We start from the raw sequence: 13,186 nt of genomic DNA, 5'->3' as shown, positions 1-13,186 counted from the left end.
CTTGCCTTGTCCCATACCGCACGTCAAAAAACCAAATTGCTGGCCCGCGTACGCCGCATCCGGGGCCAGGTCGAAGCCGTCGAGCGGGCACTCGAGGCCGAAGCCGGCTGTACCGACATCCTGCACCTGCTGGCCGCCAGCCGCGGGGCCATGAATGGCCTGATGCTCGAGGTGATCGACGACCACGTGCGCGAACACGTCGCCGCCGGCGATCTGTCGCAGGCCGCGCGCACCGAAGGCGCGGACGAACTGCTGGACGTGATCCGCAGTTACCTCAAGTAGACAGCGATGGCCGTCAAATCGCCCTGCGTCGAGCTCTGCCAGTTCGACCGCAAGACCAGCCTGTGCACCGGCTGCCTGCGCACGCAGGCGGAAGCGCGCGAGTGGAAGAAGATGACCGACCATCGCCGGCACCAGATCATCAACGAACGCGCGCGGCGCGAGAAAAAACTGGCCGGGCGCTAGCGCGGCTGGTGGAGGAAAACCATGCAGGACCTGGCACAAGCACACATCGCACACGCACACATCGGCGACGAACTCGCGCACGACCACATCTTCGACAAGGGCAGCAACAAGGCCGAGCGCGGCACGCGCATGGTGATGTGGATCACCCTCGCCATGATGGTGATCGAGATCGCCGCCGGCTGGTGGCTGAACTCGATGGCCCTGCTGGCCGACGGCTGGCACATGAGCTCCCACGCGCTGGCGATCGGCCTGAGCGCCTTTGCCTATGCGGCGGCGCGCAAGTATGCCCAGGACCCGCGCTTTGCCTTCGGCACCTGGAAAATCGAGATCCTGGCGGGCTTCACCAGCGCCGTCTTCCTGCTGGGGATCGCCGCGCTGATGGCCTTCAGCTCGATCGAGCGCATCTTCGCACCCCAGCCCATCCATTACCGGGACGCCATCGTGATCGCCATCATCGGCCTGGTCGTGAACGTCGTCTGCGCCAGCATCCTCGGCCATGCGCACCATGACCACGGACACGGGCACCACGGCCACGACCATCATGGACACGATCATCATGGCCACGACCATGGTCATGATCGCGGCCACGGACATCACGACCTCAACCTGAAGTCCGCCTACGTCCACGTCATCGCCGACGCGGCGACCTCGGTGCTGGCGATCGCCGCGCTGGCCGGCGGCTGGGCCTTCGGCTGGTCCTGGCTCGATCCGGTGATGGGCATCGTCGGCGCGGTGCTGGTGGCCGTCTGGGCGAAGAACCTGATCGTCGAAACCGGCAAGGTCCTGCTCGACCGCGAAATGGATGCGCCGGTGGTGGAAGAAATCCGCGAAGTCGTGGCCGGCGCGTCGGCGCCCGGCGCCACCAGGCTGGTCGACCTGCACGTCTGGCGCGTCGGCAAGCAGTTCTATTCCTGCGCGATGAGCGTGGTCACGAACGACGCGGCGCTGACCCCGGCCCGGCTGCGCGAGCAGCTCGGCGTCCACGAAGAGATCGTGCATTCGACCATCGAGGTGCATTACCGGCAAGGTGCGCAGCGCGGGTGAGGTGGGCGCGCCTTAACCGGGTGGCGGCGTCGCAGCCAGGAAGGCTGCCGTTACCAGCGCGGCAAGCAGGAAGACTGTTTCCACGCGCAGGATGAGGACAAACCTGCGGCGCGTAGCGGGTGGTGTTGGGCCGGCCTGCCGCAGCCCCTTCAGCAGGGCCGGCATGACGGAGAAACGGTTCAGTCCCCCGAGCGCCGCCGCGCACAGCACCAGCGTCAGCTTGAGCAGCAGGGTGTCCGCATAGGGATTGCCGAAGGCGTTCCCGATGGTGCCCAGGCCGCGCCAGGCGCTGACGGCGCCGGTGGCGACGATGCCGGCCAGCGCGACGGTCGCTGAACGGGACAGCGCCTGCACGTAGGCGCCGCACTCGAGACGGCTCTGCGGGTCGGCCGGCTGCGCGCGCAGCGCTGCCAGCCCGGCGACCAGCACCGCGCCGACCCAGACGCTTGCCAGCACCAGGTGCAGCCAGTCGGCCGCCACGGCCCAGGTGAAGTCGCCGCCGGCCGCGGCGTGGCTGACGGTGCTGCGGCTGTACAGGAGCGCCGCCAGCGCGACCAGCCGCAGCAGGCCGGCCGCCGCGCCGCGTCCGCCCGGCAGCACGAGCGTCAGCCCGAGCACGAGCAGCGCGCCCGCACCGCTCATCCATGCCAGCCCATAATGGGTGGCCGCGAGCACCGACTGCACGGCCGGGAAGGCCTGCGCGAGCGGCACTTCGGCCATCGCCGCCGCTTCCAGCCAGAGCACGGCGCCATACGCCAGGCCGGCAGCCGCCACGCCGGCCCGCATCGCGCCACGCAGGCGCAGGTCGAGCGCCCTGGCCCAGGGCGAGACGCCGCGCCGCAGCCACAGGCGCGCGATGGCGGCGCCCACCAGGCCGGCCAGCGCCAGGTTGAGGAGGGCGGTCGCGATGCGCTGGGCCAGGGCGAGTTCGCCCTCCATCACTTGACGCGGAAGCCGAACTCGCCCTTGACCTTGTGGCCGTCGCGGGTCACGGTCGTCCATTGCACGCGCCAGGCGCCGGGGTGCAGCGCGGGCAGTACCCCTACCAGGGTCTTCGGATCGGCGGCGTCGACGGCGATCTTCGACGGTTGGAGCTCAACGCCCTTGTCGTCGACCAGTTTGACTTTACTGAAGGGCAGCTCGAGCGGCTCATTGAACTGCAGGCGCAGCTGCGCCGGGGCAGCACTGACCACGCTGTCGGCCTTTGGTGTCGAGGCCTGCAGCTTCGCGTGGGCCCATGCCTGCGAGGCGAATGCGCATGCGAGGGTCGCCAGGGCCGCGGCGGCCAGCTTGTTCGTCTTCATCGTGATTCTCCCGTATGAATGGCCTATTGTGCCAGCTGGAGCTGCACGACGGTGATCGCGCCGTTCACGCGGTCGGCGCTGAACTTCACCTGGTCGCCGGCCTTGACGCCGTCGAGCATCGCCGCTTCCCGGACGCGGAAGGCCATCGTCATGCCCGGCATGTTCAGGTTTTTCAGTTCGCCGTGGCGCAGGGTGATCTTGCCGGCTTCCCGGTCGACCTTTTTCACTTCGGCGTCGACCAGGTCGGCGGCTGCGCCAGCCTGCACCGCCTGGACCTCCTGGCCGTAATGCTTGTAGACCGTCGCGCGGCCGCTGCGGTCGACGAGGAAGACGTCGTACGGGTCCTTGCGCGGTCCTTCCATGCCCGGGGAACCGAGCGGCATGCCGGGCACGGCCAGCCCGCGCGCCTTCGGCTTCTCGGCCAGCAGGCGCTTGATCTCGGCGGCGGGCACGTGTCCTTCGATGGCATAGCCGCCGACCAGCGCCGTGTGGCAGGAGCCGAGCTGGTTCGGGATGCCGGCGCGTTCGCGGTAGTCCGACGGGTTGTCCACGTTCGTCACGCGCGGCGCGAAGCCGTTGGCCTTCAGGTGCTCGACCCAGGCGCCGCAGCAGCCGCAGGCTTCGCTCTTGTAGACCTCGATCACGGGCGCGGCGGCGCGCGCCAGGGCCGGCAGGCCGAAGGCGCCGGCCAGGGCGAGGAGGGAAAATTCGCGTCGTTTCATGTTCAATCCTTTCGTATGAATTGCAATCAGTGATGGCCCTGGTGGCCGGTAGGCTTGCGGACGGTGACTTCGACTTCAACGGGTTTCCTGTCCGGCGTCGCCGCGGCGCCCGGCCCGTTGCTGCGCACGGCGGCGGGCGGCTCGCCCGTCCATTCCCAGGCGACCGTGCCGGGAGGATGCCTGTACCAGCCCGGGTCGCGGTAGTCGCCCGGCTTCTGGTCCTTGCGCACCTTGAGGAGGGTGAACATCCCGCCCATTTCGATGTCGCCAAAGGGGCCCTGGCCGCCCATCATCGGCAGCGTGTTCTCGGGAATCGGCATGTCCATTCCTCCCATCGAGCCGCCCTTGTCGCCCATGACCATATAGTCCGGCACCAGTTTCGCGATCTTCTCGGCCACGCCGCGCTGGTCGACGCCGATCAGGGTCGGCACCTTGTGGCCCATGGCGTTCATCGTGTGGTGCGACTTGTGGCAGTGGAAGGGCCAGTCGCCCGGTGCGTCGGCGATGAATTCGATGGCGCGCATTTGCCCCACCGCGATATCGGTCGTCACCTCGGGCCAGCGCGACTCGGGCCGGGTCCAGCCGCCGTCGGTGCCGGTGACTTCGAACTCGTGGCCGTGCAGGTGGATCGGGTGGTTGGTCATCGTCAGGTTGCCGGCGCGGATGCGCACGCGGTCGCCCTGGCGCACGTTCATCGTGTCGATGCCGGGGAAGGCGCGGCTGTTGAAGGTCCACAGGTTAAAGTCCGTCATCTCGTTGACCTTCGGCGTATAGCTGCCCGGTTCGATGTCGTAGGCATTCAACAGGAAGACGAAGTCGCGGTCGACCGCGTGCAGGGCCGGGTTCTTCGGGTGCGTGACCCAGAAGCCCATCATGCCCATCGCCATCTGCACCATTTCGTCGGCGTGCGGGTGGTACATGAAGGTGCCGGGCCGGCGCGCGACGAATTCGTAGACGAAGGTTTTACCTGGCTGGATGCCGGGCTGGGTCAGCCCGGTGATGCCGTCCATCCCGTTCGGCAGGCGCTGGCCGTGCCAGTGGATGCTGGTGTGCTCGGGCAGGCGGTTGGTGACGAAGATGCGCACGCGGTCGCCCTCGACCACCTCGATCGTCGGACCCGGGCTCTGGCCGTTGTAGCCCCACAGGTTGGCCTTCATGCCGGGTGCGATTTCGCGCACCACCGGCTCGGCGATCAGGTGGAATTCCTTGACGCCGTCCTTCATGCGCCAGGGCAGCGACCAGCCGTTGAGGGTCACCACCGGGTTGTAGGGACGGCCGTTGGGCGGCGCCGGCGGCGGCTGGGTGGCTGCGCTCCCCATGATGGGCGCTTCGGGCAGGGTGGCCGCGCCGGCACGGCTCACCAGCCCGGCGCCGACCAGCGCCGCGGCGCCGCTGAAAAAGTCTCGACGTGAACTCATTGGCTCAATCCTTGTTCGGTGTTCGGTACTGCGGCGCCGCCGCCATGGATGGCCGCCTGCAGCTCGGTCTCGGCAATCCAGAAATCGCGCTGGGCCAGGATCGCCGCGTTGACGCCGCCGATCTGGCTGCGCGCGTCGGCCAGCAGTTCGAAGACGCTCACCAGCATGCCGTTATAGCGCAGCAGGGTCTCGTCCGAGATCTTCTTCTGCAGGGGCACGATCTCGTCGCGGTAGTGGCGGGCGAGGTCGTAACCCGTGCGGTAGGCGGACCAGGCCTCGCGCACCTGCGAGCGGGCCAGCACGGCGGCGCTCGCGGCGCGGTGGACGGAGGCCATGTAGACCGCCTCGGCTTTCGCGACGCGCGCGCCGCCCCAGTCGAACAGCGGCAGCGAGAGTTCGATGGCGTAGCCGTCCTCGCGCGCCGACCCGGTCTTGCTGGAATTGAGGTAGCCGGCATCGAGGACGTTAATGAAACCGGTCGCCTTCGTCAGGCCCAGTGCGCGCGCGGTCGCCTCAAGCTCCAGCCTTGCCAGGCGCAGGTCGAGCCGCTGTTGCATGGCCTCGGCCTCGAATGCGCCCGCTGCCTTCGGGCTCGCGGGTAGATCGGGCAGGCGTTCCGGCAGCCCGAAGGCGGTCTGCTCTCCCCAGGCGCCCATCATCCGCGCCAAATGTTCGCGCGCCGCGACGGCGTTGTGGCGGGCGCGCGCCAGCTGCGCCGTGGCCTCGGCCGAGAAAGCCTGTTCGCGCGCCTGGTCGAGGGCACTGAGGTTGCCGACCTGCGCCATGCGCGCGGCCAGCTCGGCGCCGGCCTGCGCGGCTTCGCGCACCTGCCCGGCGTAGCGCGCCGACTGTGCCGCCGCCACCGCATTGAACCAGGCCTTGCGGGTATCGGCGGCCAGGCGCACGGCGTCAAGCGCCGCGGCCAGTTTGGCGCCCTCGAAGCGGCGCGCCTCGATATCGCGCCGCATCGGCATCGTCAGCAGGCCGACCAGGTCGACCATCACGCTACGCTCGATGTCGGTTTCGCCGCCGCCGGACATGCGGCTGAAGCCGATACCGGGATTGCGCATGCGGCCGGCCTGGACCAGGTCGGCCTCGGCCACGCCGAGCCGGGCGAGGGAGGCGCGCAGGGCACGGTTGTTGAGCAGGGCCACGCGCACGGCGGCGTCGGGCGTGAGCGGCTGCGCCAGCAGGCGGGCGGCCTCGGCATGGGCATCGTCGCCCGCCGCGTCGCCCGTTTCGTGCAGGCGCACATCCTGGCCGATGCGCTCCGACGTCATGGTGGAGACGGCGTCGAGGCCGCCGTCCTTGCTGAAGCTGGCGCATCCGCCGAGGACGAGCAGGCACGCGCCTGCGGCGACGCGCAGCCTGATCGGGAAGGGCTGCGTCCTCATTGTTTTGCCGGGACCGGATGATGGTGGCTGTGCGCAGCGGCAGGCGCTGCGGGCGCGCCGGGAGCCGCGGCGCTGGCGTGGCCGTCGCCGCCTTCATTGCCGGCGAGGGTATCGTTCGCGCGGCGCCAGGTTTTGTCGGGCGTGGCTGAAGCGTCCGCGCTGAAGCGCACATAGCCGCTCAGCGCGGAATCATGGGCCGGCGCGGGAACCGGCGCGTTCGGGTCGAGCGGGTTCGGCGTACGCGCGGATGGCTCGGCCTGCGTACAGAAGGACGCAGCCAGCAGGACACCGGTGACGGTGGCCAGGAATATCGGTTTCATACGGATCCTCGAAATCGGTAACACGGCGTGCAGCTGCACGCGCCTGTAGTCGGGACGCGGACGCGGCGGTGCGGATGCACCGGCGGCAGTCAGCTCCCGGATCGATCAAGCCGAGGGATGCCGGGGAGGTCGTTGCAGGCCGTCCGGAATGAAGCCGGCGGCGAAGCGCGCAGGCGCCACGGTGACGGCGTCGGAGCCGTCGAAGGCGGGCAGGGGAAGGAAGGCGGAGGGAGGCGCCACCGCACCGATGCACAGTGCCGAGCAGGCACTGCAGGACGAGTGCGGCTTCTTGCCGGGGTCTTTGGCCGCAGCGTCGTCCTGATGTGCAGCCGAGGCGTCGCCGCGCGCATGGCCGTGGTGGGCCTGCGCAGCATCGGCATCGCCATGGTGCGCCATTGAAACGTCAGCCATCACATGAACCAGACCTTTGACCGGCGCGCACGACATCCCGACGTTCGCCGCCACCGCGTGGAGTGGCAGCACGAGCATCAACAGCCAGATGAGGAAGGTTTTGACGGTGCGGTTCATGAGTGCGCCGAGTATAGCACGGCAGTTTTGAGCGGTTAAGCCGCGCGCAGTGCTTGCCATCCGATTCGCGTGGGGACGTCCGTTGTCGCCCCCCGGCATCGCTGACTATTTTCCATTCGCCTTTGGGAATGTCATATCGATTGGGATTTCCATATTTCCATATTTCTCAGTCCGCTTATAGCCGAATGCAATCCGTGTTGCGGGCCTTTACGCCCATTTGAACTCGACAATTACTTGCGGCATTCAATGTACGCGATCGGCTCTTTGATAACCTTCATGTGAAAGTAACGTCGCGTTAATTCACAATTTGCAGTCTGTGGCAATGATCATACAACTCGGCAAGGAATGTTCTATGCATAATTCATGTGGTATATTTATTTGTATTAAACATATCTATTCAGAAATAATTAAGGGCCGGAAATGAAATTGGTGCAGGTGTTGAAGACACAACATACGAACGGAACAGTTCGTGTAACGGGGACGGTGGAATACGACGACGGTGTTCTTGAGGATTACTGGTTCGAACTTCCGGAATCCTATACGCCTTCATCGAGTGGCAACCCATGGCTTGCTATTTTGTTGCCGCTCGCAGCGACAGTTGGCGAAGACTTGCACATCCCGCTTCAAGTCGACCCTGCACTACTGCGCGGTGCAGAAAGCGTTGTCCGTCTGTGGGCATATTGGCGTAAAGAAATGCACTTGGTCAACATCACGACGGGTCCCCTTGAAGCACGCCCGTTTACTGAACGTACAACGGCATCGTTCTTTTCTGCCGGTGTCGACTCGACGTTTACGGTACTGCGCCGTCCTGACGTCAAAAACTGGATCACGGTCCAGGGTTTTGACATGCCGATTACAAAAAACGAAGCGTTCAAGCATCACTGCGAACGCCTTTCCGCGATCGCCGCGCACTATCAAGCGTGTTTCATTCCTGTTCGAACCAATATCCGCGAAACGCGCTGGAAGAAAGCCCACTGGGAATTGTTTGCGTTCGGCCCTGCTTTGGCTGCGGTGGGGTTGATGTTCGAAGATCATTTCCATGAAATATTACTTCCGGCATCATGCGATTACTCCAGTCTGGATCCATGGGGTTCTCATCCTTTGTCCGATCCTCTTTTCTCGACCGTACATACAAAAATCATTCATGAGGGAACGGCATATTCAAGAACTGAAAAGATCGAATACCTGAGCCGTGACAAGAGGGCATTGAACGAACTGCATGTATGCTTTCGAGGTGAGGACGCGAACGGACAGGATAATAAAAATTGCTGCCGGTGCGAGAAATGCTACCGCACCATGATTGCACTCGATCTCTTCGGTAAACTTGACGATGCAGTGCTATTCGATCGCTCGAAGTATCAAATTGACCGTATTTCCAAGATTTATATGGGTCACGATATCGATGAGGTATTCTTTCTTCACCTTCATACGACTGCACTGGAACGTGGACGCAGCGACATCGCGGACCAGATTTCGGTCGCAATGCGGCGTTCGCGGAAGATCAGAAAACTCGCAAAGTTCGCGAAGCTGCCCATGGTCTGGAGGCCTGCGCAAGCATTGACGAAACATATGTTACGCGATGCACTCAAGTGAGCATTGTCAGGAAGTCTGGCAAACAGGAATGGAATATTACCGGCTCGTCCTGTCCTGTGGACCATCATAAGACCTTCATGACTGCCCCCATCCAGGCAAATCACGATCTGGCCGGCCGCAGAAGTTGGTGCAGTGTTCAGTTGAACGGATCACTTGTTTTCAAGCTGACGTTGAACGACCACTGCACCTGATGAACGTCCGCTACCGCCCCCAAAGCCAGCGAGCGGAATCGCTTGCCACCCAATCTAGTTTAAGCTTAAAGTATCCAGGATTGTGCCGTGAGGCCGGCATGGGTGCCACGAGCGCCCATGCCTTCCCCGATTGTCCTCCCCGACTGGCCGGAGACACCATGAGCGGAACCGCGTACCTGGACACCTTTGCGAACGACAACCTGCCGCCACGCGAACAGTGGCCCGAGCTGCTGTTCGATCTCGACGAGCTGGCCTATCCGGACCGTCTCAACTGCGCAGCCGAACTGCTGGACCGGATGGTCGCGCGCGGCCACGGCGCCTCGACAGCGATCCGCGGTGCGCACCTGGACTGGACCTATGCCGAGCTGCTGGAGAAGGTCGACCGCATCGCCGGCGTGCTGCGCACGGAGCTGAACCTCGTCCCCGGCAACCGCGTCCTGCTGCGCGGCGCCAACAACCCGATGATGGCGGCCTGCATCCTGGCGACCTGGAAGGCCGGCCTGATCGCCGTACCCACCATGCCGCTGCTGCGCGCCAGGGAACTCGGCACCATCATGACGCTGGCGCGGGTGGACGCGGTGCTGTGTAGCGCCGACCTGCGCGCGGAACTGGACCTGGCCTGCCGCGAGCTCGAGACAGCGCCGCGCATACTCTCCTTTAACGACCCGGCCCCGGACGCACTCGAGGCCCTGATGGCGGCCATGCCGCCGCGCTTCGAGGCGGTCGATACCTGGTCCCAGGACGTCTGTCTGCTCAGTTTCACCTCCGGCACCACCGGCCGCCCGAAGGGCACGATGCACTTCCACCGCGACGTGCTGGCGATCTGCGACTGCTTTCCGCGCTCGATGCTGGCGACGACGCCTGCCGATGTCTTCATCGGCACGCCGCCGCTGGCCTTTACCTTCGGGCTCGGCGGCCTGCTGCTGTTCCCGCTGCGCTACGGCGCCTCGGCGGTGCTGCTCGAAAAACTCACGCCCGAGCTGCTGCTGGCGGCGATTGCCAGGTATCGCGCCACCGTCTGCTTCACCGCGCCCACCTTCTACCGGCAGATGGCGCCGCTGGCCGCGCAGCACGATCTCGCCAGCCTGACCCGCAGCGTCTCGGCCGGCGAAGCGCTGCCGCTGCAGACGCGCCAGGCCTGGCAGGAGGCCACGGGCCTGGCCATGATCGACGGCATCGGCGCCACCGAAATGCTGCACATTTTTATTTCGGCCGCCGGCGCGGACATCCGGCCCGGCGCCACCGGCCGCCCGATCCCCGGCTACCACGCCTGCATCCTGGACGACGACGGCAATCCGGTCGGCCCCGGCGTCACCGGGCGCCTCGCGGTGAAGGGCCCGACCGGCTGCCGCTACCTGGCCGACCCGCGCCAGCTCGACTACGTCTGCCACGGCTGGAACCTGACCGGCGACGCCTACCAGGTCGACGCCGACGGCTATTACTGGTTCCAGGCCCGTACCGACGACATGATCATCTCGGCCGGCTACAACATCGCCGGGCCGGAAGTGGAGGACGTGCTGCTGCAGCATCCGGCGGTGGCCGAGTGCGGCGTGGTCGGCGCCCCCGACCCGGAGCGGGGCCAGGTGGTGCAGGCCTATGTCGTTCTGCGCGCCGGCTTCGAAGGCGGCCCGGAGATGGCAAAGGCGCTGCAGGACCATGTGAAGCGGACCGTCGCGCCCTACAAATATCCGCGCCGGATCGAATTCCGCGCCGCCTTGCCGCGTACGGAAACCGGCAAGCTGCAGCGCTTCAAGCTGCGCCAGGAAGCAAAAGAAAGCATGGAGACGTCATGAACATCGTTTGCATCGGCGGCGGCCCGGCCGGACTGTATTTCGCCCTGCTGATGAAGAAGCAGGACCCGACGCACGCCATCACGGTCATCGAGCGCAACCGGCCCTACGACACCTTCGGCTGGGGCGTCGTGTTCTCCGACCAGACCCTGGGCAACCTGGTGGCCGCGGACGAACAGACCGCACGCACCATCCTGCAATCCTTCAACCACTGGGACGACATCGACGTCCATTTCAAGGGCCGCACCATCACCTCCGGCGGGCACGGCTTCTGCGGCATCGGCCGCAAGCGCCTGCTGAACATCCTCCAGGCGCGCTGCGAGGAGCTCGGGGTGCGGCTGGTCTTCGAAACCGAGGTCGCCGACGACGGCGCCATCGCCAGCCAGTACGGGGCCGACCTCGTGATCGCCTGCGATGGCCTGAACAGCCGCGTGCGCAGCCGCTACGCCGATACTTACCAGCCCGACATCGACAGCCGCCACTGCCGCTTCGTCTGGCTCGGCACGAAGAAGAAGTTCGACGCCTTCACCTTTGCCTTCGAGGAGACGGAACACGGCTGGTTCCAGGCCCATTGCTACCAGTACGACGGCGACACCTCGACCTTCATCGTCGAGACGCCGGAAGAGGTCTGGAGAAAGTCGGGCCTGGCCGACATGAGCCAGGAAGAGGGCATCGCCTTTTGCGAAAGGCTGTTCGCGCGCTACCTCGACGGCCACGCCTTGATGAGCAATGCGAAGCACCTGCGCGGCTCCGCCATGTGGATCACCTTCCCGCGCATCGTGTGCCGCCAGTGGGTGCACTGGAACGCCGTCGACGGGCGCCGCGTGCCGGTCGTGCTGATGGGCGACGCCGCCCATACCGCGCATTTTTCCATCGGCTCCGGCACCAAGCTGGCGCTTGAGGATGCGATCGAGCTGGCGCGCTGCTTCGAACGCGAGAACGGCGCGGGCATCGACAAAGTGCTGGACGCCTACCAGCAGTTGCGCGCGGTCGAGGTGCTGAAGATCCAGAGCGCAGCGCGCAATTCGATGGAGTGGTTCGAGAACGTCGAACGCTACACCGCCATGGAGGCCGAGCAGTTCGCCTATTCGATGCTGACCCGCAGCCAGCGCCTGTCGCACGAAAACCTGCGCCTGCGCGATCCCGATTACGTCAACCGCTTCGAGGACTGGATCGCCAGGCGGGCCTTTGAACAGGCCGGGCTGGCGCTGCCGCGCGGGCAAAGCAGCATACCGCCGATGCTCACGCCTTTCCGCCTGCGCGGCACGGTGCTGAAAAACCGCATCGTCGTTTCGCCGATGGCCCAGTATTCGGCCGTGGACGGCGTGGCCGGCGACTACCACCTGGTGCACCTGGGCAGCCGGGCGCTGGGCGGCGCCGGGATGGTCTTCGCCGAGATGACCTGCGTCTCCGCCGACGCCCGCATCACGCCGGGCTGTCCCGGCATGTACACGCCCGGGCACACGGCGGCCTGGAAGCGGATCGTCGATTTCGTCCACGCGAGCAGCGATGCGAAGATCGCCATGCAGCTCGGCCACGCCGGCGCCAAGGGATCGACCCGGCGATCCTGGGACGGCACCGACCTGCCGCTGGAAGAAGGCAACTGGCCGCTGGTCTCCGCTTCTCCCCAGCAGTACCTGGAAGGCGTGTCGCAGCTGGCGCGCGAGGCCAGCCGCGCGGACCTGGAGCGCATCAGGCAGGACTTCGTGCGCGCGACCGAAGCGGCGGCAGAGGCCAACTTCGACTGGCTCGAACTGCACTGCGCCCACGGCTACTTCCTGTCCAGCTTCATCTCGCCGCTCACCAACCAGCGCAGCGACGAATACGGCGGCAGCCTGGAGAACCGCTGCCGCTATCCGCTCGAGGTGTTCGCCGCGATCCGCGCCGCCTGGCCCGCGGACAAGCCGATCAGCGTGCGCCTGTCCGCCCACGACTGGACCCCCGGCGGACTGACCCCGGACGATGCGGTCGACGTCGCGCGCCTGTTCAAGGCGGCAGGCGCGGACATGATCGACGTCTCCTCGGGCCAGGTCAGCAAGAAGGAACGGCCGGTGTATGGACGCATGTACCAGACCCCGTTCGCGGACCGCATCCGCAACGAGGTCGGGATTCCGACCATCGCCGTGGGCGCGATCTTCGAGGCGGATCACGCGAACAGCATCATTGCTTCCGGCCGCGCCGACCTGTGCGCGATCGCGCGGCCGCACCTGGCCGACCCGGCCTGGACCCTGCACGAAACGGCGAAACTGGGCTACACGGATATCGCCTGGCCGAAGCAGTACTACGCCGGCAAGCAGCAGCTCGAGCGCAACCTGGAACGCGAACGGCAGATGGCGGCGGCGAGCAGCGGGCTCACCCCGCAGCAGGTCGCGGCCCGCTTGCTGGAGGGCTGAGGTGACCGGCAAACACGCAAGCAG

The 13,186-nt window shown here is 66.0% G+C and carries 13 protein-coding genes; 6 read left to right on the top strand and 7 right to left on the bottom strand.

What is annotated here, in order from left to right:
* The first annotated feature begins 6 nt into the window (after nt 1–6).
* The 3 genes from LPB04_RS18685 to dmeF are packed head-to-tail and all read left to right on the top strand — an operon-like array spanning nt 7 to nt 1,509.
* On the top strand, nt 7–282 hold the full coding sequence (locus tag LPB04_RS18685; protein ID WP_193685994.1) for a metal/formaldehyde-sensitive transcriptional repressor: 276 nt from the start codon (nt 7–9) through the stop codon (nt 280–282).
* A 6-nt stretch (nt 283–288) separates the two neighbouring features.
* A complete protein-coding gene (locus tag LPB04_RS18680; protein ID WP_193685993.1) occupies nt 289–465 on the top strand; it encodes a DUF1289 domain-containing protein in 177 nt (58 codons plus the stop codon).
* A gap of 21 nt (nt 466–486) precedes the next feature.
* Nucleotides 487–1,509, top strand: a complete 1,023-nt coding sequence (gene dmeF, locus LPB04_RS18675) for a CDF family Co(II)/Ni(II) efflux transporter DmeF (protein ID WP_193685992.1) — start codon at nt 487–489, stop codon at nt 1,507–1,509.
* Nucleotides 1,510–1,521: 12 nt separating this feature from the next.
* Here dmeF and LPB04_RS18670 read toward each other — a convergent pair whose 3' ends face one another.
* The 7 genes from LPB04_RS18670 to LPB04_RS18640 all read right to left on the bottom strand — a co-directional run bounded on the left by LPB04_RS18670 (nt 1,522) and on the right by LPB04_RS18640 (nt 7,195).
* Entirely contained in the window at nt 1,522–2,448 is a 927-nt protein-coding gene (locus LPB04_RS18670) for a CopD family protein (RefSeq protein ID WP_193685991.1), read from the bottom strand.
* Nucleotides 2,448–2,813, bottom strand: coding sequence for a copper homeostasis periplasmic binding protein CopC (gene copC / locus LPB04_RS18665; protein WP_193685990.1), 366 nt, complete (start codon nt 2,811–2,813; stop codon nt 2,448–2,450). Before copC ends, LPB04_RS18670 begins: the two co-directional genes overlap by 1 nt.
* Before the next feature lie 23 nt (nt 2,814–2,836).
* Nucleotides 2,837–3,535, bottom strand: coding sequence for a DUF411 domain-containing protein (locus tag LPB04_RS24470; RefSeq protein WP_193685989.1), 699 nt, complete (start codon nt 3,533–3,535; stop codon nt 2,837–2,839).
* Nucleotides 3,536–3,561: 26 nt separating this feature from the next.
* On the bottom strand, nt 3,562–4,953 hold the full coding sequence (locus LPB04_RS18655) for a multicopper oxidase family protein (protein WP_193685988.1): 1,392 nt from the start codon (nt 4,951–4,953) through the stop codon (nt 3,562–3,564).
* Nucleotides 4,950–6,347 carry a TolC family protein gene (locus LPB04_RS18650; RefSeq protein WP_227496473.1) on the bottom strand — a complete coding sequence of 466 codons (1,398 nt, stop codon included), beginning with the start codon at nt 6,345–6,347 and terminating at the stop codon, nt 4,950–4,952. Before LPB04_RS18650 ends, LPB04_RS18655 begins: the two co-directional genes overlap by 4 nt.
* On the bottom strand, nt 6,344–6,667 hold the full coding sequence (locus LPB04_RS18645) for a hypothetical protein (RefSeq protein ID WP_193685987.1): 324 nt from the start codon (nt 6,665–6,667) through the stop codon (nt 6,344–6,346). The genes LPB04_RS18650 and LPB04_RS18645 overlap by 4 nt, the downstream gene beginning before the upstream one ends.
* A 105-nt stretch (nt 6,668–6,772) precedes the next feature.
* On the bottom strand, nt 6,773–7,195 hold the full coding sequence (locus LPB04_RS18640) for a hypothetical protein (protein ID WP_193685986.1): 423 nt from the start codon (nt 7,193–7,195) through the stop codon (nt 6,773–6,775).
* Between the two features lie 420 nt (nt 7,196–7,615).
* Here LPB04_RS18640 and LPB04_RS18635 point away from each other — a divergent pair, with 420 nt between their 5' ends.
* The 3 genes from LPB04_RS18635 (at nt 7,616) to LPB04_RS18625 (ending at nt 13,162) form a co-directional block, all read left to right on the top strand.
* Nucleotides 7,616–8,788, top strand: coding sequence for a hypothetical protein (locus tag LPB04_RS18635; protein ID WP_193685985.1), 1,173 nt, complete (start codon nt 7,616–7,618; stop codon nt 8,786–8,788).
* A gap of 349 nt (nt 8,789–9,137) precedes the next feature.
* Nucleotides 9,138–10,772 (top strand): AMP-binding protein, encoded by a 1,635-nt coding sequence (locus LPB04_RS18630; protein ID WP_193685984.1) that lies wholly within the window; start codon nt 9,138–9,140, stop codon nt 10,770–10,772.
* A complete protein-coding gene (locus LPB04_RS18625) occupies nt 10,769–13,162 on the top strand; it encodes a bifunctional salicylyl-CoA 5-hydroxylase/oxidoreductase (protein ID WP_193685983.1) in 2,394 nt (797 codons plus the stop codon). Before LPB04_RS18630 ends, LPB04_RS18625 begins: the two co-directional genes overlap by 4 nt.
* The last annotated feature ends 24 nt before the right edge of the window (nt 13,163–13,186 follow it).

This window comes from Massilia litorea, assembly GCF_015101885.1.
Taxonomy (GTDB): Bacteria; Pseudomonadota; Gammaproteobacteria; order Burkholderiales; family Burkholderiaceae_D; genus Telluria; species Telluria litorea.
Note: the sequence above shows the minus strand (reverse complement) of the source record. Positions and strands in the feature narration are given on the sequence as shown.

Bases quoted from the DNA above. Each gene is read 5' to 3' on its own strand.
- LPB04_RS18680 (WP_193685993.1), top strand. From the start codon at position 289: ATGGCCGTCAAATCGCCCTGCGTCGAGCTCTGCCAGTTCGACCGCAAG.
- dmeF (WP_193685992.1), top strand. From the start codon at position 487: ATGCAGGACCTGGCACAAGCACACATCGCACACGCACACATCGGCGAC.
- LPB04_RS18670 (WP_193685991.1), bottom strand. From the start codon at position 2,448: ATGGAGGGCGAACTCGCCCTGGCCCAGCGCATCGCGACCGCCCTCCTC.
- copC (WP_193685990.1), bottom strand. From the start codon at position 2,813: ATGAAGACGAACAAGCTGGCCGCCGCGGCCCTGGCGACCCTCGCATGC.
- LPB04_RS24470 (WP_193685989.1), bottom strand. From the start codon at position 3,535: ATGAAACGACGCGAATTTTCCCTCCTCGCCCTGGCCGGCGCCTTCGGC.
- LPB04_RS18655 (WP_193685988.1), bottom strand. From the start codon at position 4,953: ATGAGTTCACGTCGAGACTTTTTCAGCGGCGCCGCGGCGCTGGTCGGC.
- LPB04_RS18650 (WP_227496473.1), bottom strand. From the start codon at position 6,347: ATGAGGACGCAGCCCTTCCCGATCAGGCTGCGCGTCGCCGCAGGCGCG.
- LPB04_RS18645 (WP_193685987.1), bottom strand. From the start codon at position 6,667: ATGAAACCGATATTCCTGGCCACCGTCACCGGTGTCCTGCTGGCTGCG.
- LPB04_RS18640 (WP_193685986.1), bottom strand. From the start codon at position 7,195: ATGAACCGCACCGTCAAAACCTTCCTCATCTGGCTGTTGATGCTCGTG.
- LPB04_RS18635 (WP_193685985.1), top strand. From the start codon at position 7,616: ATGAAATTGGTGCAGGTGTTGAAGACACAACATACGAACGGAACAGTT.
- LPB04_RS18630 (WP_193685984.1), top strand. From the start codon at position 9,138: ATGAGCGGAACCGCGTACCTGGACACCTTTGCGAACGACAACCTGCCG.
- LPB04_RS18625 (WP_193685983.1), top strand. From the start codon at position 10,769: ATGAACATCGTTTGCATCGGCGGCGGCCCGGCCGGACTGTATTTCGCC.